Origin of the sequence: Variovorax sp. V213, assembly GCF_041154455.1 — a bacterium.
GTDB lineage: Bacteria > Pseudomonadota > Gammaproteobacteria > Burkholderiales > Burkholderiaceae_C > Variovorax.
This window is the reverse complement of record NZ_AP028664.1, coordinates 1,043,099-1,065,641: the sequence shown is the minus strand read 5'-3', so window position 1 is coordinate 1,065,641 and position 22,543 is coordinate 1,043,099. Positions and strand designations below refer to the sequence as shown.

Annotated in this window: 21 protein-coding genes and 1 tRNA gene; 9 read left to right on the top strand and 13 right to left on the bottom strand. The window is 66.6% G+C overall.

From position 1 onward, the window contains the following. Positions 1 to 6: 6 nt before the first annotated feature. The 6 genes from urtD to ACAM55_RS05190 form a co-directional block, all read right to left on the bottom strand. Positions 7 to 885, bottom strand: a complete 879-nt coding sequence (urtD, locus tag ACAM55_RS05215) for an urea ABC transporter ATP-binding protein UrtD (protein ID WP_369654984.1) — start codon at positions 883 to 885, stop codon at positions 7 to 9. Beyond that, on the bottom strand, positions 882 to 2,105 hold the full coding sequence (gene urtC / locus ACAM55_RS05210) for an urea ABC transporter permease subunit UrtC (RefSeq protein WP_369654983.1): 1,224 nt from the start codon (positions 2,103 to 2,105) through the stop codon (positions 882 to 884). The genes urtD and urtC overlap by 4 nt, the downstream gene beginning before the upstream one ends. Next, positions 2,102 to 3,649, bottom strand: coding sequence for an urea ABC transporter permease subunit UrtB (gene urtB, locus ACAM55_RS05205; protein WP_369654982.1), 1,548 nt, complete (start codon positions 3,647 to 3,649; stop codon positions 2,102 to 2,104). The genes urtC and urtB overlap by 4 nt, the downstream gene beginning before the upstream one ends. 101 nt (positions 3,650 to 3,750) lie before the next feature. Then, positions 3,751 to 5,019: an urea ABC transporter substrate-binding protein gene (gene urtA, locus ACAM55_RS05200; RefSeq protein WP_307580687.1), complete on the bottom strand. Its 1,269-nt coding sequence runs from the start codon at positions 5,017 to 5,019 to the stop codon at positions 3,751 to 3,753. A 142-nt stretch (positions 5,020 to 5,161) separates the two neighbouring features. Continuing rightward, entirely contained in the window at positions 5,162 to 6,631 is a 1,470-nt protein-coding gene (locus tag ACAM55_RS05195; protein WP_369654981.1) for an MFS transporter, read from the bottom strand. Positions 6,632 to 6,695: 64 nt separating this feature from the next. Beyond that, the gene (locus ACAM55_RS05190) at positions 6,696 to 7,082 is read right to left on the bottom strand and encodes a hypothetical protein (protein WP_369654980.1); all 387 of its coding nucleotides are present in this window, start codon (positions 7,080 to 7,082) and stop codon (positions 6,696 to 6,698) included. A 127-nt stretch (positions 7,083 to 7,209) separates the two neighbouring features. On the opposite strand from ACAM55_RS05190, the gene ACAM55_RS05185 reads away from it, so the two are divergent. After that, the gene (locus tag ACAM55_RS05185; protein WP_369654979.1) at positions 7,210 to 8,136 is read left to right on the top strand and encodes an AraC family transcriptional regulator; all 927 of its coding nucleotides are present in this window, start codon (positions 7,210 to 7,212) and stop codon (positions 8,134 to 8,136) included. Between the two features lie 21 nt (positions 8,137 to 8,157). Here the strand turns inward: ACAM55_RS05185 and ACAM55_RS05180 are convergent, their stop codons facing one another. Continuing rightward, positions 8,158 to 9,201 carry a PHB depolymerase family esterase gene (locus ACAM55_RS05180; RefSeq protein ID WP_369654978.1) on the bottom strand — a complete coding sequence of 348 codons (1,044 nt, stop codon included), beginning with the start codon at positions 9,199 to 9,201 and terminating at the stop codon, positions 8,158 to 8,160. A 49-nt stretch (positions 9,202 to 9,250) separates the two neighbouring features. After that, on the bottom strand, positions 9,251 to 10,171 hold the full coding sequence (ppk2, locus tag ACAM55_RS05175; RefSeq protein WP_369654977.1) for a polyphosphate kinase 2: 921 nt from the start codon (positions 10,169 to 10,171) through the stop codon (positions 9,251 to 9,253). Positions 10,172 to 10,322: 151 nt separating this feature from the next. Between ppk2 and ACAM55_RS05170 the strand changes: the two genes are divergently transcribed. The 7 genes from ACAM55_RS05170 (at position 10,323) to ACAM55_RS05140 (ending at position 16,694) form a co-directional block, all read left to right on the top strand. Further along, the gene (locus ACAM55_RS05170; protein ID WP_369654976.1) at positions 10,323 to 11,384 is read left to right on the top strand and encodes a transporter; all 1,062 of its coding nucleotides are present in this window, start codon (positions 10,323 to 10,325) and stop codon (positions 11,382 to 11,384) included. 97 nt (positions 11,385 to 11,481) lie between these two features. Next, a complete protein-coding gene (locus ACAM55_RS05165) occupies positions 11,482 to 12,339 on the top strand; it encodes a 3',5'-nucleoside bisphosphate phosphatase (RefSeq protein WP_369654975.1) in 858 nt (285 codons plus the stop codon). Next, complete coding sequence (locus ACAM55_RS05160; RefSeq protein WP_369654974.1) at positions 12,336 to 13,313, top strand: DMT family transporter; 978 nt, start codon at positions 12,336 to 12,338, stop codon at positions 13,311 to 13,313. Before ACAM55_RS05165 ends, ACAM55_RS05160 begins: the two co-directional genes overlap by 4 nt. 16 nt (positions 13,314 to 13,329) lie before the next feature. Further along, on the top strand, positions 13,330 to 13,965 hold the full coding sequence (locus tag ACAM55_RS05155; RefSeq protein WP_307641132.1) for an L-threonylcarbamoyladenylate synthase: 636 nt from the start codon (positions 13,330 to 13,332) through the stop codon (positions 13,963 to 13,965). 43 nt (positions 13,966 to 14,008) lie between these two features. Continuing rightward, positions 14,009 to 14,680 (top strand): site-2 protease family protein, encoded by a 672-nt coding sequence (locus ACAM55_RS05150; protein ID WP_369654973.1) that lies wholly within the window; start codon positions 14,009 to 14,011, stop codon positions 14,678 to 14,680. Between the two features lie 11 nt (positions 14,681 to 14,691). Next, positions 14,692 to 16,020, top strand: coding sequence for a tryptophan--tRNA ligase (locus tag ACAM55_RS05145; protein WP_369654972.1), 1,329 nt, complete (start codon positions 14,692 to 14,694; stop codon positions 16,018 to 16,020). 71 nt (positions 16,021 to 16,091) lie between these two features. Then, positions 16,092 to 16,694, top strand: a complete 603-nt coding sequence (locus ACAM55_RS05140; protein WP_369654971.1) for a LuxR C-terminal-related transcriptional regulator — start codon at positions 16,092 to 16,094, stop codon at positions 16,692 to 16,694. 172 nt (positions 16,695 to 16,866) lie between these two features. Here ACAM55_RS05140 and ACAM55_RS05135 read toward each other — a convergent pair whose 3' ends face one another. The 3 genes from ACAM55_RS05135 to serS all read right to left on the bottom strand — a co-directional run bounded on the left by ACAM55_RS05135 (position 16,867) and on the right by serS (position 20,044). Continuing rightward, positions 16,867 to 18,282, bottom strand: coding sequence for a sensor histidine kinase (locus ACAM55_RS05135; protein WP_369654970.1), 1,416 nt, complete (start codon positions 18,280 to 18,282; stop codon positions 16,867 to 16,869). A gap of 272 nt (positions 18,283 to 18,554) precedes the next feature. Then, positions 18,555 to 18,644 (bottom strand) — tRNA-Ser (locus tag ACAM55_RS05130). 68 nt (positions 18,645 to 18,712) lie between these two features. After that, on the bottom strand, positions 18,713 to 20,044 hold the full coding sequence (serS, locus tag ACAM55_RS05125) for a serine--tRNA ligase (protein WP_369654969.1): 1,332 nt from the start codon (positions 20,042 to 20,044) through the stop codon (positions 18,713 to 18,715). 58 nt (positions 20,045 to 20,102) lie between these two features. Between serS and ACAM55_RS05120 the strand changes: the two genes are divergently transcribed. After that, a complete protein-coding gene (locus ACAM55_RS05120; RefSeq protein WP_369654968.1) occupies positions 20,103 to 20,504 on the top strand; it encodes a VOC family protein in 402 nt (133 codons plus the stop codon). 98 nt (positions 20,505 to 20,602) lie between these two features. On the opposite strand, the gene ACAM55_RS05115 is transcribed toward ACAM55_RS05120, so the two are convergent. Together ACAM55_RS05115 and ispH are read right to left on the bottom strand one after the other, a co-directional pair. Next, positions 20,603 to 21,565: a threonine/serine dehydratase gene (locus ACAM55_RS05115; protein WP_369654967.1), complete on the bottom strand. Its 963-nt coding sequence runs from the start codon at positions 21,563 to 21,565 to the stop codon at positions 20,603 to 20,605. After that, complete coding sequence (gene ispH / locus ACAM55_RS05110; protein ID WP_369654966.1) at positions 21,562 to 22,530, bottom strand: 4-hydroxy-3-methylbut-2-enyl diphosphate reductase; 969 nt, start codon at positions 22,528 to 22,530, stop codon at positions 21,562 to 21,564. The genes ACAM55_RS05115 and ispH overlap by 4 nt, the downstream gene beginning before the upstream one ends. Positions 22,531 to 22,543: the final 13 nt, after the last annotated feature.

The following is a 22,543-nucleotide window of genomic DNA, read 5'->3' as shown; positions in this document are numbered from 1 at the left end:
GATTCCTCAGCGGCCCAGGTAAACCTCGATCACGCGCTCGTCGGCCTGCACTTCGTCCAGAGTGCCTTGCGCCAGCACAGACCCATCGCACAGCACCGTGACGATCTCGGAGATGGTGCGGATGAAGCTCATGTCGTGCTCCACCACCATCAGCGAATGCTTGCCCTTGAGCGAGAGGAACAGCTCTGCCGTGCGGGCGGTTTCCTCGTCGGTCATGCCGGCCACCGGCTCGTCGAGCAGCAGCAGTTTCGGGTCCTGCATCAGCAGCATGCCGATTTCGAGCCACTGCTTCTGGCCATGGCTCAGGTTGCCGGCCAGGCGCGACACGCTGTCGGCCAGGTGAATGGTTTGCAGCACTTCGGCGAGCCGGTCGCTCTGCGCCGAGTCGAGCCTGAACAGCATCGACGCGCGAACACCCTTGTCGGTCTTGAGCGCGAGTTCGAGGTTCTCGAACACGGTGAGGTGCTCGAACACCGTCGGCTTCTGGAACTTGCGGCCGATGCCCAGCTGCGCAATGTCGGCTTCGCGATGGCGCAGCAGGTCGATGGTGCTGCCGAAGAAAACCGTGCCTTCATCCGGCCGCGTCTTGCCGGTGATGATGTCCATCATCGTCGTCTTGCCCGCACCGTTCGGGCCGATGATGCAGCGCAGCTCGCCCGGCGCAATGTCGAGCGACAGCTTGTTGATGGCCTTGAATCCGTCGAAGCTCACGCTCACGTCTTCGAGATAGAGGATACGGCCGTGCGTTACGTCGACCTCGCCCGGCGTTGCAATGCGCCCGAAGTCGGCGGAACGGCCGCCGGACTCGGTGCTGCCGCTCACATACGGGATGCCCCTGGCGCGGGCGGCGCGCTCGGCGCCGGCTTCCATCAGGTCGGGCGTCATGCGCGCGCTCCCTTCACTTCGGCGGCCAGCGGCCCATGCAGTGCCTCCGGCTCCACGCCCTGCGCGGCCGCCATGGCGCGCTGCGCTTCTTCACGGCCGGCGCTCGGTGCGGCCGGCGCCTTCTCCCTCGACAGCCACTTGCGCACCAGACCCACGATGCCGTTCGGCAGGAACAGCGTGACAGCAATGAACAAGGCGCCCAGGAAGTACAGCCAATACTCGGGGTACGCCACCGTCAGCCAGCTCTTTGCGCCGTTGACGATGAAGGCGCCGATGATCGGACCGATGAGCGTTGCGCGCCCGCCCACCGCGGCCCAGATCGCGATCTCGATGGAGTTGGCTGCGCTCATCTCGCCCGGGTTGATGATGCCGACCTGCGGCACATACAGCGCGCCCGCCACGCCGCACATGATGGCCGAGATGACCCAGATCGTGAGCTTGTAGGGCAGCGGGTTGTAGCCCGAGAACATCACGCGCGTTTCGGCATCGCGGATGGCCTGCAGCACGCGGCCGAACTTGCTGCCGATGAGCCACCTGGCAAAGAGGAAGAAACCCAGCAGCGTGAGGCCCGTGAGCGCGAAGAGCGTCATGCGCATTTCCTGCGTGGCGATCGGAATGCCCAGGATGCGCTTGAAATCGGTGAAGCCGTTGTTGCCGCCGAAGCCTGTTTCGTTGCGGAAGAACAGCAGCATGGCCGCGAAGGTCATGGCCTGCGTGATGATCGAGAAATACACGCCCTTGATGCGCGAGCGGAACGCGAAGAAGCCGAACACGAAGGCGATGAGGCCCGGCACCGCGACGATGAGGACGAGCGTGGCAATGAAGCTGTCGCTGAAGGTCCAGTGCCAGGGCAGCGTCTTCCAGTCGAGAAACACCATGAAGTCCGGCAGGTCGCTCTTGTAGTTGCCGTCGCGGCCGATCTGGCGCATGAGGTACATGCCCATCATGTAGCCGCCGAGCGCGAAGAAGAGACCATGGCCCAGCGAGAGGATGCCGGTGTAGCCCCAGATCAGGTCCATGGCCAGCGCGCAGATGGCGTAGCACATGATCTTGCCGACCAGCGCCACGGCGTAGTCGCTCATGTGCAGCGGGCTGCCGGCCGGCACCACCATGTTGAGCACCGGCGCCACCGCGCAGACCACGATCAGCGCGACGAAGAAGGCTGTCCAGCCCTTGCCGCTCAGAAGCGGCCCCTTGGTTGGCAATACGACCTTGCTCATGCTTCCGCGCTCCGGCCCTTCATGGCGAAGATGCCCTGAGGTCTCTTTTGAATGAAGATGATGATGAAGACAAGCACCGCGATCTTCGCGAGCACCGCGCCCGCCCAACCTTCGATGAACTTGTTGAGAATGCCCAGCCCCATGGCCGCATACACCGTGCCGGCGAGCTGGCCCACGCCGCCCATCACGACCACCATGAAGCTGTCGACGATGTAGCTCTGGCCGAGGTCGGGGCCGACGTTGCCGATCTGGCTCAGGGCGCAGCCCGCGAGGCCGGCGATGCCGGAGCCGAGCGCGAAGGCGTAGGTGTCGATGCGCGCGGTGTTCACGCCCATGCAGGAGGCAATGGGTCGGTTCTGCGTCACGCCGCGCACGAAGAGGCCGAGCCGCGTGCGGCCGATGAGCCAGCCCATGGCAAGCAGCACCAGCACGGCGAAGATGATGATGCAGATGCGGTTCCACGGCAGCGTGACGTTGCTCAGCATGGTGAAGCCGCCGCTCATCCAGCCGGGGTTTTCCACGCCGACGTTCTGCGCGCCGAACAGCGAGCGCACGAGCTGCTGCAGCATCAGGCTGATGCCCCAGGTGGCGAGCAGCGTTTCGAGCGGGCGGCCGTACAGGAAGCGGATCACGCCGCGTTCGAGCACCGCGCCCACCAGCGCCGAACTCAGGAAAGCCACCGGAATGGCCGCCACCAGGTACCAGCCGAAAGCCGCCTCGGGCATGTAGCGCTGGAAGATGCCCTGCATCACGTAGGTGGCGTAGGCGCCGATCATCATCAGCTCGCCGTGCGCCATGTTGATGACGCCCATCAGGCCGTAGGTGATGGCCAGGCCGAGCGCGGCGAGCAGCAGCACCGAGCCCAGGCTGATGCCGCTGAACACCGCGTTGATGCGGTCGCCCCACACCAGCGAGCCGTCGATGCTGGCAATGGAAGCGACGATGGCGGCCTTGACGTCCGCTTCGGTCTCGTCGGCAAGGCGCTGGTTGAGCAGCAGCTTGGTGTCGGGGCTGCTGTTGGCGCCGAGCTCCTTGGCCGCGGCCAGGCGCTTGGCCTTGTCGGTGCTGGTGAGCATGCTGGCGGCGCGCACCAGTTGGAGCTGCGCCTTGATGCCGGGGTTGGTCTCGGCGGCCAACGCCTTCTCGACCATCGGAATGCGCGATTCGTCGGGCTCCTTGAAGAGCGCCTGCGCGGCTTCGGCGCGCACCGCGTCGTCCTTGCTCGTGAGCTTGAGCGCGGCCTGCGCGGCATCGAGCGCGCCGCGCATGAGGTTGTTGTTGACTACATCCTCGGCCGTGTCGGGCACCTTCAGTTCGGCGCCGGTCACGGGGTCGTAGCCCTTGTCGTCCTTCATCACGAAGACCTTGTCTTCGGTGTACTTGACCGCGTCCTCGGACATGGCCTGAATGAAGGCGGCGGTCTTGTCGTCGGCCGTGAGCACGGCCTTGTTGAGCGCGGAAATACGGGATTCGGATTCGCCGGAGGCGATGGCCTTGGCTTCGTCGGCGGTCAGCGCGTGGACGGCCGATGCCATGAGGAGCATGGCGGCGAGTGCACAGTGAAGGGGTCGTCGAAGCATGGTGAGTTTCGTGTGCCCCCTCTCCCCTTGGGGAGAGGGAGCAAGGCAAGGGACTTGCCGATGAATTACAGCGACTTGCCGGCCGGCTGGTCAGGCTTCTTGTCGTTGCCTTCGATGTACGGGCTCCACGGCTTGGCCTTGACCGGGCCCGGCGTCTTCCACACCACGCTGAACTGGCCGTCGGCCTTGATCTCGCCGATGAACACGCTCTTGTGCAGGTGATGATTCTTCTCGTCCATCTTCGAGACGATGCCCGAGGGCGCCGTGAAGGTCTGGCCGGCCATCGCCGCGATCACCTTGTCGGTGTCGGTGCTCTTGGCCTTCTCGACCGCCTGCTTCCACATGTGGATGCCGATCCAGGTGGCTTCCATCGGGTCGTTGGTGAGCGGCTTGTCCTTGTGGCCGGCGATGTTCTTGGCCTTGGCGTAGTCGCTCCACTGCTTGATGAACGCCGTGTTGGTCGGGTTCTTGATGCTCATGAAGTAGTTCCATGCGGCCAGGTGGCCGACCAGCGGCTTGGTGTCCACGCCGCGCAGTTCTTCTTCACCCACCGAGAAGGCCACCACCGGCACGTCCTTGGCCTTGAGGCCTGCGTTGCCGAGTTCCTTGTAGAACGGCACGTTGGAGTCGCCGTTGATGGTCGACACCACGGCCGTCTTGCCGCCGGCCGAGAACTTCTTGATGTCGGCGACGATGGTCTGGTAGTCGCTGTGGCCGAAGGGGGTGTACTTCTCGTCGATGTCGGTGTCCTTCACGCCCTTGCTCTTCAGGTAGGCGCGCAGGATCTTGTTGGTGGTGCGGGGGTACACGTAGTCGGTGCCCAGCAGCACCCAGCGCTTGGCGCCGCCGCCTTCCTTGCTCATCAGGTAGTCGACGGCCGGAATGGCTTGCTGGTTGGGCGCGGCGCCCGTGTAGAACACGTTCTTGGAGAGCTCTTCGCCTTCGTATTGCACGGGGTAGAACAGGAGGCCGTTCATTTCCTCGACCACCGGCAGCACCGACTTGCGCGACACCGAGGTCCAGCAGCCGAAGATCACCGACACCTTGTCCTGGCCGAGCAGCTGCTTCGTCTTTTCGGCGAACAGCGGCCAGTTGGAAGCCGGGTCGACCACCACGGGCTCGAGCTGCTTGCCCAGCACGCCGCCCTTCTTGTTGATGTCTTCGATGGCCATCAGCACCGTGTCTTTCAACACGGTTTCCGAGATGGCCATCGTGCCCGACAGCGAGTGCAGCACGCCGACCTTGATGGTGTCGGCGGCAAAGGCCGGCGCAGCAGAGATGCTGGCCAGGGCGACGGCGGCGGTGAGCGCCTTGAGTGTGAAACGACGTTGCATGTGGACTCCTGCTCCAGGGTGGTTGAAACCTTTGTCGCCGGCTGGCCGGACGATGGAGGGGAGTCTGCGGATTCGCCCGCCCGCGAGAAATACGCCGGGTGGCGTACACGGAGGTACTCAGCGCGGCGACGGCGCGGCGCTTTCACTCCCTCGCCGGCTGCATCCGGCTGCCTCGCCGATGCAGCACCGCCACCAGCAGGGCCGACGCCATCAGGTACGCCAGCGCCACTGCAAACGCTGCGCCATGGCCGGGCGCATCGGCCACGCCGCCCAGCCGTCCATAGAACAGGATGCCGATCAACGCCACTCCCAGCGCGTTGCTCGCCTGCTGCACCATCGCCAGCACGCCCGAGGCCACGCCCGCATGCTGGGGCGGCAGGCCGGCCAGCACGGTGGACACCAGCGGGGCCATCACCATGCCGAGGCCGGCGCCCTGAACGACCAGCAGGGGCACCATCCACGCGACCACGTGAGAATGGCCCAGCCAGCCTGCCACGTTGACGAGCTGCAGCGCATGCCCCATGGCCAGCACGAGGGCACCGAGTGCGATGGGCGGCTTGCCGCCGAAGCGGCGTGCCAGGCGCGCACCGGCCATCGAGGTGGCGAAGAAGCCGATTGCCAAGGCGGTGAAGACGAGGCCGGAGCTGAGCGGGTCCAGCGCGAGTCCTTGCTGGAGATAGAGAGCCAGCACGAAATAGAGCGACGCATTGCCCACGTAGAAGGCCAGCGTGGTGAGAAGCCCCGTGACGAAGCGCCTGTCGGCCAGCAGCGTGGGCGCCACCAGCGGTGCGCCGCCGCGCGCCGCGAGACGGCGCTGCTGGCGCGCGAACACGGCCAGCAGCGGCGCCGCCGCCGCAAGACAGAGCCAGCTCCAAAGCGGCCAACCTTGCTCGCGGCCTTCGACCAGCGGCAGCACCACGGCCACCGAGCCGGCGGCGGCCAGCAGCATGCCGGCGATGTCCAGCCGGCTCCCGGCACCGTTGCCGCCGTTCGCCAGCGGAGGAATGACGCGCGGTGCAAGCGCCAGCGCCAACAGGCCGATCGGCAAGTTGATGAGAAAGCAGCTGCGCCAGCTGAGCCCGCCCAGGTCGGCATGGATCAGCAGCCCGCCGACCAGCTGGCCGAGCGTGGCGCCCAGGCCCAGCGTGAGCCCATAAGCCGCGAAGGCGCGCGCACGGCTTTCGCCCGTGTAGGCCAGCCCGATCATCGCCAGCACCTGCGGCTGCAACAGTGCGCCGGCCAGTCCCTGCAGCACGCGGGCCGCCACCAGCAGGTCGGCATTCGGCGCCAGGCCGCATGCGGCAGAAGCGAGCGTGAACAGCAGCAGGCCCAGCATGAACATGCGGCGGCGGCCGAACAGGTCGCCGAGCCGCCCGCCGGTGATCAACCCCGCGGCCGTGGCCAGGCCGTAGCCGGCCACCACCATCTGCAAGGTCCCCGCCGAGGCGTGGAGCTCGCGCTGCATCGAAGGCAGCGCGACGTTGACGATGAAGAAGTCCAGCACCACCAGGAAGGTGCCGCTGAGCATGACCCACAGAGCCCATCTGCCGGGTTGCGCGGTGGCGGAATTGAGCGCTGCTGCCGAAGCAGCGATGTTCGATGAGTGCGACATGATGGGTTCGAGTGTTGGGATGGAGCGGCGCCGGGGCAATGACCCCGGAGGTCATGGCCGGCACTCAGGCAGCGGGCGTCGGCAGGATGAACTGGTAGTCCACCGCGATGCGCCCGTCTTCCGCGAGCACGAGAAACTCGAGGCCGAGCGCGGCAATGGGGCCACCCTCGGCCGGAACCATGTGCCAATGAAACATCACGGCGTCATGCAGCAGTTGCACGTCGCCCGCGGACGCAAAACGAAAACCTCCGCCCTGCACGTTCTTCTCGTGCGATCCGATGACGCGCTGCTCCAGCGCCTCATGGCCCTTGACCCGCAGGGTGCGCACGTAGTGCTCGCCTTCGGGCACCCATAGCCCGGCGATGGCGGCGCGGCGCGCGGCGGGGTCGGTCTCATTCCAGACCGCGACGTAGCGATCGGCGAGTTCGGCAAAAGAGGGGCTGGCGGTCATGATCCTCGGTCCTTGTGAGTTGAGTGAAGCGAAAGCGCGAGACCGCAGTTTCTGACGCCATGGGTGGACAATGAATGCCTGCAAAGCCGACAATCTTGTCCATTCGTCCACTGCCACAGGAGCCTCCATGGACCCGCTCGATGACGTGTTCGCCGCCATGCGCGTACGCAGCGCGCTCTATGCGCGGCTCGAGGCGCGCACGCCGTGGGGCGTGAGCCTGGCGGGCGGCGAGAGCGCGCGATTCGGCCTGGTGGTGCGCGGCAGCTGCCTGCTCGAAGTGCCGGGCGTGGCGCAGCCGGTGGCACTGGCCGCGGGCGACTGCTATGTGCTCGCGCACGGCACGCCCTATGTGCTGCGCGACCATCCGAACACGCCCACGGTCAGCTGCGCCTCGGTGGTGCGCGACCGCATCGGCGGCGTGGTCGAGCTCGGCGGCACGGGCACCGCGGCTTCGGTCATCTGCGGCTGGTTCCATTTCGACCAGCGCGCGGCACGGCCGCTGCTCGATCTGCTGCCCGTGCTGCTGCACGTGAAGATGGAACAGGCGCGCGCCATCGCGCTGCAAGGCACCTTGCAGCTGCTTGCAATGGAAACGGGCGAGCCGGGCCTGGGCTCGGGCCTGCTCGTGAGCCGGCTGGCCGACATCGTGTTCGTGCAGGCGGTGCGTGCGCACGTCGCGGCAGAAGGCCAGCAGCAAACGGGCTGGCTGGGGGCACTGGCCGACGCGCGCATCGGGCCCGCGCTGCGCGCCATGCACAAGGACATGGCGCGTGGCTGGACGGTTGAAACGCTGGCCTCGGCCGCCAGCCTGTCGCGTTCGGCCTTTGCACAGCGCTTCCGCGAACGGGTCGGCCAGGCGCCGCTGGAGTACCTCACGCATTGGCGCATGTTCAAGGCCGGCAACATGCTCGGCCAGGGCCATGCCGCGGTCGGCACGATTGCCGGTGCGGTGGGCTACGAGTCGGAAGCCGCGTTCAGCAAGGCCTTCAAGCGCAGGATGGGCATGGCGCCCGGCGCATGGCGTGCGGCGGCGCGCGATGGCGCCGTGGCCTAGCCGCTGGCTGCAAGGCGCGGCTCAGGCCTTGGCCACAAGCTTGAACTGCGCCGCCGCAAAGGCCCAGACCATGCGCGTGGCATCGGGCCCGTCCGGGTCGCTGAAAAGCAGCCGGGAAGCACCGCCACTCCACGCGTGCCCCAGGCGGGCAATCTCGCACAGCGTGACCACCGTGCGGCCTTTGCGCCGGAACTCGGTCACCTGCATGGGGTGGCGCTTGCCGCGCTGGAGCGTGCGCGGCGGCCCCGGCTTCGCCCCCATGGCCGTGGCCCACACGGCCGCACTGCTGGCGGCATTGCTCGGCGCCACCACGGCATCGGCGGTGCCGTGCAGCACCAGCATCGGCGGCAGGGTCGCAAAAACGGCGGCCGCGCCCATCGCCTTGCCGACCGCGGTGGACGGCATGGGCGGCGTGTGCTGCCCGCGCATTGCGCCGAGGGCCGTCGCCGAAGACTTTGCCGCACCCGGCGCCACGCCCGAATGCATGACCACGGCGCGAAAGCGCAGCGGATAGCGCGTGGCCAGCAGCGCCGCCATGCTGGCACCGGCCGAGAGGCCGGCCAGTGCAATGCGCTCGCGGTCGACCGGATACAGCACGCAGGCCTGGTCGATGGCCGCCATCAACGTGGCGGCCTCGGCATCGGCCTTGCCCGAGCGGCGCTCATACCAGTTCCAGCAACCTTGGGGGTGGGCCAGCCTGTCCTGCTCCAGGTACAGCACCAGGAAGCGCTGCCGCACGGCCAGCGCATTCATGCGCGTGCTGGCCGCAAAGTCGCGCCCCGTCTGGCCGCAGCCGTGCAGCATGACCATGAGCGGCAGCTTTTCGCCGGGCGCGAGCTTCAGGTCGACGGGACGAAACAAGTGATAGCCGCGTGCACCGCCGGGGCCCAGCGCCATGCCGCTGAGCCAGTCGCCCCTGCCCGGCGGCGGCTTGAGCCGCTTGGCGGTCGCGCGCTGCACCTGACCCGACACGCGCTTGCTGTTGCTGAGCGTGAGCTTGGTGAGTGCCTTCAGGTTGCGCTCGTAGGCGCGGGCGAACAAAGAAGCAGTGGAACGACGGACCATGGGCGCAGTGTGAGGGCAAAGCGCCGGCCGGCCAAACGGCCGCCAAGCCTCAGTAGATTTCCGGCACGACCATGTGGGCCGGCACAGGTTGGCGCAGGTAGTCCGCATGGCGCTCGCGCGCCGGCAGTTCGACGGGTGGATGCGGCACTTCCTGGTAGGGCAGCTGGCCCAGAAGATGGCTGATGCAGTTCAGCCGCGCCTTCTTCTTGTCGACCGCCTGCACCACCCACCAGGGCGCTTCGGGAATATGCGTGCGCTCCAGCATGATCTCTTTGGCCTTGGTGTATTCCTCCCAGCGGCGGCGGCTTTCGAGGTCCATGGGGCTCAGCTTCCATTGCTTGAGCGGATCGTGAATCCGGCCGAGAAAGCGCATGTGCTGCTCCTCGTCGGTGATGGAGAACCAGTACTTGATGAGCTTGATGCCCGAGCGCACCAGCATCTTCTCGAACTCCGGCACGGTGCGGAAGAACTCTTCGTATTCGTCGTCGCTGCAAAAGCCCATCACGCGCTCGACGCCGGCACGGTTGTACCAGCTGCGGTCGAACAGCACCATCTCGCCGGCGGCCGGCAGGTGCGCGGCGTAGCGCTGGAAGTACCACTGCGTGCGCTCCCGGTCGTTGGGCGCGGGCAGCGCGGCCACGCGCGCCACGCGCGGGTTCAGGCGCTGGGTGATGCGCTTGATGACGCCGCCCTTGCCCGCCGCGTCGCGGCCTTCGAAAAGAATGACCACCTTCTGCTTGCTGTGCTGCACCCAGTCCTGCAGCTTCACGAGCTCGCCCTGCAGGCGGAACAGCTCCTTGAAGTAGGCCTGGCGGGCGGCCTTGTCGGTGGTATGCGCCGCGGGGTCGAGCCCGTCGATGTTGCGGTCCTCGATTTCCAGCTCGAGCTCTTCGTCATAGCTGTCGATCAGGTCGCGGGCGATGCGTTGCATCAGGTCTTCATGGTCTGGAAGTGCGCTCGTCAGCATCATGGCAAGGTGAAGAGGTGAGGGTAGAACAAAGCATGCTGCCCGCCGCGCATGACCGTTGCGTGACAGCCCGCAATCGACCGACACGAAGTTGTCATATATGGCGAACACCATCCGGGACACACCCTTTTGTCTTTCCTGATCCACTCGCACCTTGCCGGCACTCCATGACCTGGCCGCCAATTCGTACGGCGGCGACGAAGCCGGGCTGATCTGCGGCTACCTGTTCGACGCCGATGCGCCGGAGCCTGTGCGGGCCATCGATTCGGCGCAGGCCGCGGCCTGGCTGGACACCGGCTCGGTACAAGACGGCCCGAGCGCAGCGTCGGGCCGCGCGAGCTCCCCCGCTTTCCTGTGGCTGCACTTCAACCTGAGCCACGCCCAGGCCGAGCGTTGGCTGTTGCGCCACGCGCAGCTCTCCGACACCTTCTACGAAACGCTGCACGAGGGCCTGCCCTCCACGCGCATCGAGCGCGCCGACGATTCGCTGATCGCGGTCATCAACGACGTGCACTTCGAGTTCAGCTTCGAGCCCTCGGACATCTCCACGCTCTGGATCAGCGTGGGACCGCGCCTGGTGGTCACGGCGCGCGCCAAGCCGCTGCGCTCGGTCGATGCGCTGCGCACGGCGGTCAAGGCCGGGGATGCGCCGCGCTCGAGCACGGAGCTGCTCGAGCACCTGCTGCGCGCGCAGGCCGACGTGCTGGTGAAGATCGTGCGCGGCGTCACTTCGCGCATCGACCGCATCGAGGACGAGCTGCTTGCCGGCCGGCTCGACCACAAGCGCGCGCGGCTCGGCGTGCTGCGCCGGCTGCTGGTGCGGCTTCAGCGGCTGCTGGCGCCCGAACCCGCCGCCCTCTTCCGGCTGCTGCAAGGGCCGCCAGGCTGGATGTCCGAGCCCGACGTGCAGGAGCTGCGCGGATCGACCGAGGAGTTCTCGGTGGTGCTGCGCGACATGCAGGCACTGCAGGAGCGCATCAAGCTGCTGCAGGAAGAAATTGCCGCCAACGTGAACGAGGACAACAACCGCAGCCTGTTCGTGCTGACGGTGGTCACCGTGCTCGCGCTGCCGATCAACATCCTCGCGGGCCTGTTTGGAATGAACGTGGGCGGCATTCCGCTGGCCGAGCACAAGCACGGGTTCTGGATCGTCGTGGCAATCGTCGCGAGCTTCACCGCGGTGGCGGCCTGGGCGGCTTTCCGCAAGAAGCGCTGAGCCGCATCGGCGGCCGCAGTAATGCTATTTATTTAATAGCAACCGCAATAGCATCCATGCGCCTGCATCGATGTTCCAGACCCAATAGAATGACGATGTGTCCACTATTCTCAATGCCGATCTGCACTGCCATTCCGTGGTTTCCGACGGCACCCTGACGCCCGAAGAACTGGCTGCGCGCGCGGCAGCCAACGGCGTCGAACTCTGGTCGCTCACCGACCACGACGAGGTCGGCGGCCAGCACCGCGCAGCCGCCGCGGCACGCGCCAACGGCATCCGCTATCTCACCGGCACCGAGATCTCGGTGACCTTCGCCAACGAGACCGTGCACATCGTCGGCCTGGGCTTCGACCCCGACGACGCCGCGATGACGCAGGGCCTCTACGACACGCGCGGCGGCCGCGGCAAGCGCGCGCAGGAAATGTCCGAGGGACTGGCCAAGGTCGGCATCCACGGCGCCTACGAAGGCGCGCTCAGGTTCGTCGGCAACCCCGAGCTGATCTCGCGCACCCACTTCGCGCGCTTCCTGGTCGAACAGGGCCACTGCCGCGACACGTCCGAGGTGTTCCGCAAGTTCCTCACCGAAGGCAAGCCCGGCTACGTGCCGCACCGTTGGGCCTCGCTCAAGGATGCAGTGCACTGGATCACGGCCGCCAAGGGCATGGCCGTCATCGCGCACCCGGGGCGCTACAAGTTCACGGCGAACGAGGAATACGCGCTGTTCCTCGAATTCAAGGCGCATGGCGGGCAGGCGATCGAAGTCGTCACCGGCAGCCATACGACGGCCGAATACGTCGAGTACGCCGACAAGGCGCTCGAGTTCGATTTCGCCGCTTCGCGCGGCAGCGATTTCCACAGTCCCGACGAAAGCCATTGCGATCTCGGCAAGCTGCCACCGTTGCCCGGCGCGCTCACGCCGGTGTGGGAACTGCTCAGCGACCGCATCCGGCAGTGAGCCAGAGCCCCGGGCCCGGCACCGACAGCGCGGCAACGGCGGCACTGGCGAACGCCCGCGCCATGTCGCGCCAGGCGCGCGACACCGAATCCGAACGCATTCTCGCGGGCATCGGCCTGGTGCTGGTGGCGGTGGCCTGCTTTGCCACGCTCGACACCGCCACCAAGACGTCCACCGCCGCCGTGCCGATTCTCATGGGCGTGTGGTTCCGCTACGCCTTCCAGGCCGTGGCCACCACGGCGGTGCTGCTGCCGCGGCATGGCACCGCGCTGCTGCGCACCCGGCATCCGCGCTACCAACTGCTGCGCGGCGCGCTGCTGCTGGTGTCGAGCACGCTGGCGTTCCTGAGCCTGCGCTACATGCCGCTGGCCGAGTTCACCTCCATCGTGCTGGTCGCTCCGCTCGTCATCACGCTGCTCGCGGCCACCACGCTCAAGGAGCATGTCTCGCCGTTGCGCTGGGCGCTGGTGGCGGGGGGCTTCATCGGCACGCTGGTCATGCTGCGGCCGGGAGGCGATGCATTCAGCTGGGCCGTGCTGCTGCCCGTCGGGCTGGTGCTGACCAATGCATGGTTCCAGGTGCTCACCAGCAAGCTGGCGCAAACCGAAAATCCGCTGACCATGCATTTTTATACCGGCTGGGTCGGCGCGCTGATCGCCTCGCTGACCCTGCCCTTCGTGTGGACGGCCCTGCCCTCGTGGCACTGGTGGGCCTTGCTGTGCCTGATGGGTTTCATGGGCACGGTGGGGCATTTCATACTCATCCTGGCCTACCAGCGCGCACCGGCCTCGACGCTCACGCCGTACCTCTATGCGCAGATCGCCTTTGCCATGCTGGGCGGCTGGCTTGTTTTTTCGCACGTGCCCGACCGCTTCTCGCTCATCGGCATGGCGATGATCGCCGTCTGCGGCGCGGCCGGCGCCTGGCTCACCGTGCGCGAGCGCCGCGTGCCCATCGAGCCGGCGGAATCCTGATCAGGAGCTTTTCTTCATGGCCCAGTACTTCGAAGTCCATCCCGACAACCCCCAGCAACGCCTCCTGAAGCAGGCCGCGGCGCTGCTGCAGCGCGGAGAGATCGTGGCCGTGCCCACCGATTCGAGCTACGCGCTGGCCTGCCATCTGGACGACAAGGACGCGGTCGACCAGTTGCGCCGCATCCGCCAGGTCGACGAGAAGCATCACCTCACGCTGATCTGCCGCGACCTGAGCGAGCTGGCCAACTACGCACGCGTCGACAACAAGCAGTACCGGCTGCTGAAGGCCGCCACGCCCGGTCCCTACACCTTCCTGCTCGAAGCCACCAAGGAGGTGCCGCGGCGCGTGAGCCACCCTCAGCGCAAGACCATCGGCCTGCGCGTGCCCGACCACAAGGTGCTGCTCGAACTGCTGATGCTGCACGGCGCGCCACTCCTGGCCACCACGCTGATCGCGCCGGGAGAAACCGAGGCGCTGAACGACGCGCAGACCATTCGCGAGCGCTTCGAGAAGCAGATCGGCGCCGTCATCGACGCGGGCGCCTGCCCTTCGCAGCCCACCACCGTGGTGGACCTCACGCCCATGGGCTCGGGCGACGATCCGGTGGTGGTGCGGCAGGGCCGCGGCGCGCTGGCGGTGCTCGGCCTCTGACAAGCGGCACCGAAGCTTTCACTCTGTCTGACACAATCGCACAGTGGATATTTCCAACCTGATACAGACGGTACTTATTTACGCACTGCCCGTGGTCTTCGCGATCACGGTGCATGAGGCGGCGCACGGCTATGTGGCGCGCCATTTCGGCGACAACACCGCCGAGGCGATGGGCCGCGTCACGCTCAACCCGATGAAGCACATCGACCCCATCGGGACCATCCTGATGCCGCTGATGCTGTACTTTGCCACTTCTGGAGCCTTTCTCTTCGGTTACGCCAAACCGGTGCCGGTGGATTTCGGGCGCCTGCGCCATCCGAAGCGCGACATGATCTGGGTCGCGCTGGCCGGGCCTGCATCGAATTTCGTGCAGGCCATTCTTTGGGCGCTGGTGCTGGTGGGACTCATTGCGGCCGGCGTGGATGAAACCTTTTTCATCAAGATGGCGCAGGGCGGCGTGCTGGTCAACCTCGTGATGTGGGCTTTCAACCTGTTTCCGCTGCCCCCGCTCGACGGCGGCCGCGTGCTCGCGGGCCTGCTTCCCAACGGCGCGGCGCAGAATTTCCTGGCGCGCATCGAGCCTTTCGGCTTCTTCATCGTGATGGGGCTGGTGCTCGCGGGCATCGTCAGCACCTTCTGGCTGCGTCCGCTGATGGACGTCGGCTACACCGTCATCAACCTGCTCATCTCACCGCTCACGGCTTTGCTGCGTTAAGTTCCTCTCCCATGGCTACGTCTTCTTCCGCTCCCCTGCGCGTGCTGACCGGCATCACGCCGTCCGGCACGCCGCACCTCGGCAATTACGTCGGCTCGATCCGCCATTCGGTGCGGCAGAGCGTGGCGCCGGGCGTCGAGAGCTTTTTCTTCCTGGCCGACTACCACGCGCTCATCAAGGTGCAGGAGCCGGCGCTCATCCAGCGCTCCACGCTCGAGATTGCCGCCAGCTGGCTGGCCTGCGGGCTCGATCCGGAACGCGTCACCTTCTATCGCCAGTCGGACATCGTCGAGATTCCCGAGCTGACCTGGTTCCTCACCTGCGTGACCGGCAAGGGCGTGCTCAACCGCGCGCACGCCTACAAGGCGCAGCTGGACAAGAACATCGCCAAGGGCGAAGACCCGGATGCCGACGTGACGGCCGGCCTCTTCATGTACCCGGTGCTGATGGGCGCCGACATCCTGATGTTCAACGCGCACAAGGTGCCGGTGGGGCGCGACCAGGTGCAGCACATCGAAATGGCGCGCGACATGGCGCAGCGCTTCAACCACCAGTACGGCGAGCACTTCACGCTGCCCGAAGCCGAGATCGACGATGCGGTGGCCACCCTGCCCGGCCTCGACGGCCGCAAGATGAGCAAGAGCTACGGCAACACGATTGCAATGTTCGCGCCGCGCGCGCAGCTGCAAAAGCAAATTGCCAGCATCGTGACCGACTCGCGCGCGCCCGGCGAGCCCAAGGACACCGAAGGCTCGGCGCTGTTCCAGATCTACCAGGCCTTTGCCACCGCCGAAGAAACCGAGGCGCTGCGCAAGGCCTATGCCGAAGGCATCGGCTGGGGCGACGCGAAGCAGATGCTGTTCGAGCGCATCGACCTCGAAGTGGCGCCGCTGCGTGCGCGCTACGAAGAACTGATGAGCAACCCGGCGGAAATCGAGCGCATTCTGCTCATCGGCGCCGAGAAGGCCCGCAAGCTGTCGCGCCCTTTCATGGCAGAGCTGCGCCATGCCGTGGGCCTGCGCAACCTCGCGGCGGGCAGCGGCAAGGGCGGCGCCCGCAAGGCCAAGGTTGCCAAACCAAGCTTCAAGCAGTACCGCGAGCGCGACGGGCTGTTCTATTTCAAGCTGCTCGATGCGCACGGCACCGCCCTGCTGCAGAGCCGCGGTTTTGCCTCGCCGCAGGAAGCCGGCCGTGCCATTGCCGCCCTGCAGCAGCAGCGCGGCGCGGCACTGGCCACGCTGGCCGACCAGCTGGAGCCGGCCGGGCCGGAAGAATTGCGCGCCGCGAACGAGGCGCTGGAGGCACTGGCGGAAGCAACGATCCCTACCAACGGAAGTTGATCCGGCAATATCCATCGGCTCACCCGCCGAGGAAGACGAAAGAAGACGGTGCGATCACTAAGGAAGAAAACATGAGCATTTATGTCATCGACGACCACCCCCTGATGCGCGACGCGATCGTGATGGTGTTGCGGCGCCTGCGGCCGGCCGAGAACATCGTCGAGCTCGAGCGTCTCGACAAGCTCGCGAGTTCGGTCCAGCAGCGCGGTGCGCCCACCCTCTTCTGCCTGGACCTGAAGCTGCCCGACACCAACGGCGTTTCGGGCGTGGTCGCAGTCAAGCAGGTCTATCCCAACGTGCCGATCGCCGTGTATTCGGCGGCGCCGGCCGGGGACATGGAAGACGCCTGCATCGAGGCGGGCGCCGACACCTACATCGAGAAGTCGGCCAGCTCGGCCGAGCTGACCGCAGCCCTGCGCGGCCTGCTGATGGCCGGCTCCGAAGAAGGGGAAGAGCCTGCGCTGGCCAGCAACAGCAAGCTCTCCAAGCGCCAGACGCAGCTGATTGCCATGCTCGACAAGGGCATGAGCAACCGCGACATCGCCACCGACCTGGAGATCAGCGAGCACACCGTGAAGGTGCACCTGTGGCGCCTGTTCCGGCGGCTGGGCGTGAAGAGCCGCACGCAGGCGCTGCACTATGCGCGTACCAATGGGTTGATTTCAAGCAACTAGGCTCGCCCCCAGGCTGCGCGCACTTCGTGTCGCTTCGCCAACCCCTACCGGGGGCAACACCAGAGGCCCGGCAAAGCCGGGTCCTCGGTGTTTCTGGAAGGGACAGGTGCGGCCCGTTTAGGCTGCTGAAAACCGCGCTCTGGCGCGGTTTTTTCGTTGGGATTCGGGCGGCTCAGCCGCCGGAGGCGCTGACGCGGGCCTGGGCGACGGCTTCGTCGGCGTCGTGCAGTGCGACGCGGAACACGCTGCCGCTGCCGAGGCGAGAGCGCACGCTGACGGGGTGGCCGAGCACGTGGGAGAGGCGGGCGACGATGGCGAGGCCGAGGCCGAAGCCGTCGGAAGTGCCGGCGTGGTCGGCGACCTTGTAGAACTCCAGGAACACGTCGCGCAGGTGTTCGGGCGCAATGCCGATGCCGGTGTCCCACACCTCGATGCGCAGGCCGTCGCGCGTTTGCCGCGAGGCCAGCAGCACGCCGCCGTCAGCGGTGTACTTGATGGCGTTGGCAAGCAGGTTGCCGATCATGCGGCGCACGCGGATCGGATCGGTCAGGAAGCTGCCTTCGGTCACGTGCACGCGGAAATCGAGGCCGCGGCTTTCGGCCACGGGGCGGTATTGCAGCTCGAGGTCATGCAGCAGCTCGGCCACGTCCACGCGCTCGATGTGCAGCCGCACCTGGCCCGAGTCGATGCGCGCCAGGTCGAACATGGAGTCGAACAGCGCGTTCACGGCATGCGTGGCGCGAACGATCTTGGGCGCGAGTTCCAGCACCAGCTCCGGCTCGTTGCGCAGCCAGTCGGCATACAGCGACAACGCCAGCACCGGCTGGCGCATGTCGTGCGCGGCACTGGCGAGAAAGCGGTTCTTCATGGCCACGGCCGCCACCGCCGCCTGCCGCTGCTGCGTGAGCGACTTGATCAGGATGTGGTTGTGGAACAGCAGCTCCAGGCTGTTGCGCGCCGTCTCGTGAATGTTGCGCCCAGCGCGCAGCAGCAGAAACCAATGCAGGATCGGCAGGATCGGCATCAGGAAGCCGTACTGGAAATGCGGCTCCACGATGTTGATGCTGACGAGCCGGATCAAAACCGCCCCCAGCATCGTGATGAACAGCGTATTGACGTAGCGCTTGAGCAGCGGCGGATGCAGCGCCAGCCCGTTGAGCGGAAAAGTACCGACGCCGGCCACGATGAGCCAGCTCATGAACTGGTTGACCTGGGGCGTGCGCTCGAAGAACAGCAGGATCGACGCGCCCCAGACCACCGCGCTGGTGCTCCAGATGAAACCATAGCGCTCGGTGAATTGCTGCTGCGCGGCTGCGCTCCGGCCGGCATATCGCACTGCATAGACCTTGGCGCCCCAGGCACGGCAAGCGGTGGCAATGAAGCCGGCGGCCAGCCATGTGAGCAGTTCCCAGTGCGGGATGTAGCTCCAGTTGAGGCCGACCATCAACGGCATGAGCGCCGCCGAGACGATGTAGGAGCCGCGCGCGGACCGCATCAGGCTGCGGATCAGCTCGCCGCGTACCCACGATTCGGCTTCATCGGCCGAAGCCGGAACCGGTGTCACGCTCGCGATCGACGCATTGGCCATGTGGCGCTGAGCCCTCTTTTAGTTTTGACTACGGGAACCGCCCGCAAGTTGCGGGGAATGAAGAGGTGGCGATCTTAACGGGCGGATGCGGCCGTCTCGGGCATCGGCACGGCACCTTGACCGGCCCCGCGAACGAAGCGCAAGGCCGGGAAACGAAAGGTTCTGTTTTGCCGGCGCGGGCGGCCGGGCGAAGGAAGCGCGGCTAAAGAGGGGCGGCTAAAGAGGGGCGGCTAAAGACAGGCAAAAAAATAGCCCCTGTGCGGGGCCATTCCTGGAGGAGAGGGAGGGATTCGAACCCTCGGTACTATCGCTAGTACGCCTGATTTCGAGTCAGGTACATTCGACCACTCTGCCACCTCTCCGGTGCTGTCGAGCCTGCGATTCTAGCAGACAAAAACGGGGCTTTTGAAGCCCCCGGGGGCCCACGCAATCAGCCGCGCAGCAGTTCCTTCCCGCCAAGGTAAGGCCGCAGCGCGGCAGGGACGTTGATCGAGCCATCCTCGTTCTGGTGGTTTTCGAGCACTGCGACCAGCGTGCGGCCGACCGCCAGGCCCGAGCCGTTGAGCGTATGGACGAGTTCGTTCTTGCCTTGCGCATTCTTGAACCGGGCCTGCAGGCGGCGCGCCTGGAAAGCTTCGCAATTCGATACCGAGCTGATTTCGCGGTACGTGTCCTGCGCGGGCAGCCACACCTCGAGGTCGTAGGTCTTGGTGGCGCCAAAGCCCATGTCGCCGGTGCACAGCAGCACCACGCGGTACGGCAGCTCCAGCGCCTGCAGCACGGCTTCGGCGTGGCCGGTCATCTGCTCGAGCGCCTCGTAGCTCTTCTCGGGGTGGACGATCTGCACCATCTCGACCTTGTCGAACTGGTGCTGGCGGATCATGCCGCGCGTGTCGCGGCCCGCGCTGCCGGCTTCGGAGCGGAAGCACGGCGTATGGGCGGTGAGCCTGATCGGCAGTTGCGCCTCGGCCACCACCTCGTCGCGCACGAAGTTGGTCAGCGGCACCTCGCTGGTGGGAATCAGGTACAGCGCCGAATGGTCGGGTGCGGGTTCGCCGTCCTGGCCGCCCTTCTTCGCGGCGAACAGGTCGCCTTCGAACTTGGGCAGCTGGCCGGTGCCGCTCAGGGTGGCGGCGTTGACGATGTAGGGCACGTAGCACTCGGCATAGCCGTGCTTCTCGGTCTGGATGTCGAGCATGAACTGCGCGAGCGCGCGGTGCAGGCGGGCAATCGGCCCCTTCATGACGGTAAAGCGCGAGCCCGCGAGCTTGGCGCCCATCTCGAAGTCGAGCCCCAGCGGCGCGCCGAGGTCCACATGGTCCTTTGGCGTGAAGGCCAGCGGCACGGCGTTGGCGCCGGCGCCGCCCTGCGGGCTCCAGCGGCGCATTTCGACATTGCCGGTCTCGTCCTCGCCGACCGGCACGCTGGCGTGCGGCAGGTTGGGCACCGCCAGCAGCAGCGCCTGCAGCTCGGGCTGGATCTCTTCGAGACGCTTGGACTGCGACTCCTGCTCGGCCTTGAGCGCATTGACTTCGGCCATCAGCGCATCGGTCGATTCGCCCTTGGCCTTGAGGGGGCCGATCTGCTTGTTCAGCGTGTTGCGGCGGGCCTGGATTTCCTCGGTGCGGGTTTGCAGCGTCTTGCGCTCGCCCTCGAGCGCGGTGAACGCCGCCACGTCGAGGTAGGGCTGGTTCTTCTTGCGTTTTTCGAGGCCGGCGACGGCGGAGGCCAAGTCTTTGCGGAGCAGAGTGATGTCAAGCATGGGGTGATTTTAGGTGGGCGTAGCATCTCGCTCCCCACCTCAACCGAAGGGAATAGCGATGCAAGCCTATCTGACATTCAACGGCAACGCGGCCGAGGCACTGGCCTTCTACGCGAAGGCGCTGGGCGGCAAGGTCATCTTCAGCATGACCTTCGGCGAAAGCCCCATGGGCGCGGAAACGCCCGCCGCGTACAAGGAAAAGATCATGCACGCCACGCTAGAGGCCCGCGGCCACCAGCTGATGGCCTCCGACATCCCTCCCGGCATGCCCTTCGAGGGCCACAAGGGCTTTTCGCTGTCGGTGCAGGGCAACAACGTGGACGAAGGGAAGAAGCTCTTCGACGCGCTGGCCGAGGGCGGCGAAGTGACGATGCCCTACGGCCCGCAGTTCTGGGCCGTCGGCTTCGGCATGCTGAAGGACAAGTTCGGCGTGCCGTGGATGGTGAACTGCGAAAAGTAAATAGAGCCCCCCGGCTTTTCACTTCGCTGCGTGTAACTCCACCCCCCGAGGGGGAGGCGCGGCTCGCCTTGGGGCGGCCCGGCGGCGGCCGCCTTGCCTCAGGCGACGGTGGCGGGATCGACGTTCGCCCCGCAGACGATCAGGCACACCTTCTCGCCTTCGCGCGGCACGTAGGCGCCGGTCTGCAGCGCCGCCAGCGGCAGCGCGGCGGCCGGCTCCACGGCGAGCTTCAGTTCCTTCCAAAGCCACTGCTGCGCGGCGCGAATGGATTCGTCGGACAGCAGCAGCGCGTCCTGCACGTATTTCTGGGTGATTTCCCAGGAAATGGCGCCGATGCGGCGCGCGCCGAGCGAATCGGCCGCAATGCCGCCCACGTCGACGTCGACCGGCTCGCCGGCGGCGCGGGCGCGGAACAGCGTGGGCGCCTTCTCGGGCTCGAGCGCCACCACGCGGGCGCGCTTTTCGAACCAGCCGGCGAGCCCGCCGATCAGCCCGCCCCCGCCGACGCTCACGAGCACCGAATCGGGCAGGCCGCCCTCGGCTTCGATTTCGACCCCCAGCGTGCCCGCGCCGGCCACGACTTCGGGCTGGTCGTAGGCATGGGTCAGCAAGGCGCCGGTTTCCTGCTGGCGCGCGAGGCAGGCGGCCAGCGCGTCCGGGTACAGCTCGCCGACAACGATCACTTCGGCGCCCAGCGCGCGCAGCCGCGCACGCTTGGCTTCGGGCGAGACGCCGGGGAGGAACACCTGGCAGCGCACGCCCAGCGCCTTGGCGGCCGCTGCGGTGGCAATGCCCGCATTGCCACCGGAGGCAACGACCACGCCGCTATCGGGAATGTCGTTGACCAGCAGGCGGTTCATCATGCCGCGCGCCTTGAAACTGCCGCTTACCTGCATGTGCTCGAGCTTGAGCCATACCTGCACACCCGGCACCGTCAGGCCGAAGGCGGAAGCCGGCAGCCTCCAGAGCGGGGTCTGGCGCAGGAAATCGCCGGAGCGTTCGCGCAGGCGGCGGGAGGCGCTGTCTATTTCAGAGCGCCAGTTGGTGTTTTCGTTGGTCAAGAGATGTGTCCCGGGGGAGGAATGTCGTCGAGCTTGAGGCCCTTGGGGAGCGGAAACTTGATGGTTTCCTCGATGCCGTCCATCTTGCGGACCGACACCGCGCCGAGCGCCCTGACGCGCTCGATCACTTCGTGCACCAGCACTTCGGGGGCGGAGGCACCGGCCGTGAGTCCGATGCGGCTCTTGCCCTCGAACCACTCGGGCTTGAGCTCGTCGGCCGAATCGACCATGTAGCTTTCGGTGCCGAGGCGCTGCGCCAGTTCGCGCAGCCGGTTGCTGTTGGAGCTGGTGGGGCTGCCGACCACGATCACCAGGTCGACCTGCGGGCTCATGATCTTGACTGCATCCTGGCGGTTCTGCGTGGCGTAGCAGATGTCCTGCTGCTTGGGCTCGCGCACCTTCGGAAAACGCGCGCGCACGGCCGCCGCGATTTCGGCCGCGTCGTCCACGCTGAGCGTGGTCTGCGTGACGACAGCAAGCCTGTCGCTCTGCGCGGGTGCCACCTTGGCCACGTCTTCCACGTCTTCCACCAGGTGGATGCCGCTCGAAAGCTGGCCCATGGTGCCCTCGACCTCAGGGTGCCCCTTGTGGCCGATCATGATGAACTCGTAGCCTTCCTTGGCGAGCTTGGCGACCTCGACGTGCACCTTGGTCACCAGCGGGCAGGTGGCGTCGAAAATCTCGAAGCCGCGGTCGCGCGCCTCCTGCTGCACCGCCTTGCTCACGCCATGCGCGCTGAACACCAGCGTCGCACCGGGCGGCACGTCGGCCAGGTCTTCGATGAAGATCGCGCCCTTGGCCTTGAGCTCGTTGACCACGTAGGTGTTGTGCACGATCTCGTGGCGCACATAGATTGGCGCACCGAACTTGGCAAGGGCACGCTCGACGATCTCGATGGCGCGGTCCACGCCCGCGCAAAAGCCGCGCGGTTCGGCGAGGATGACTTCTTCGATGCTCGGGTTCATGCCAGACATCCTG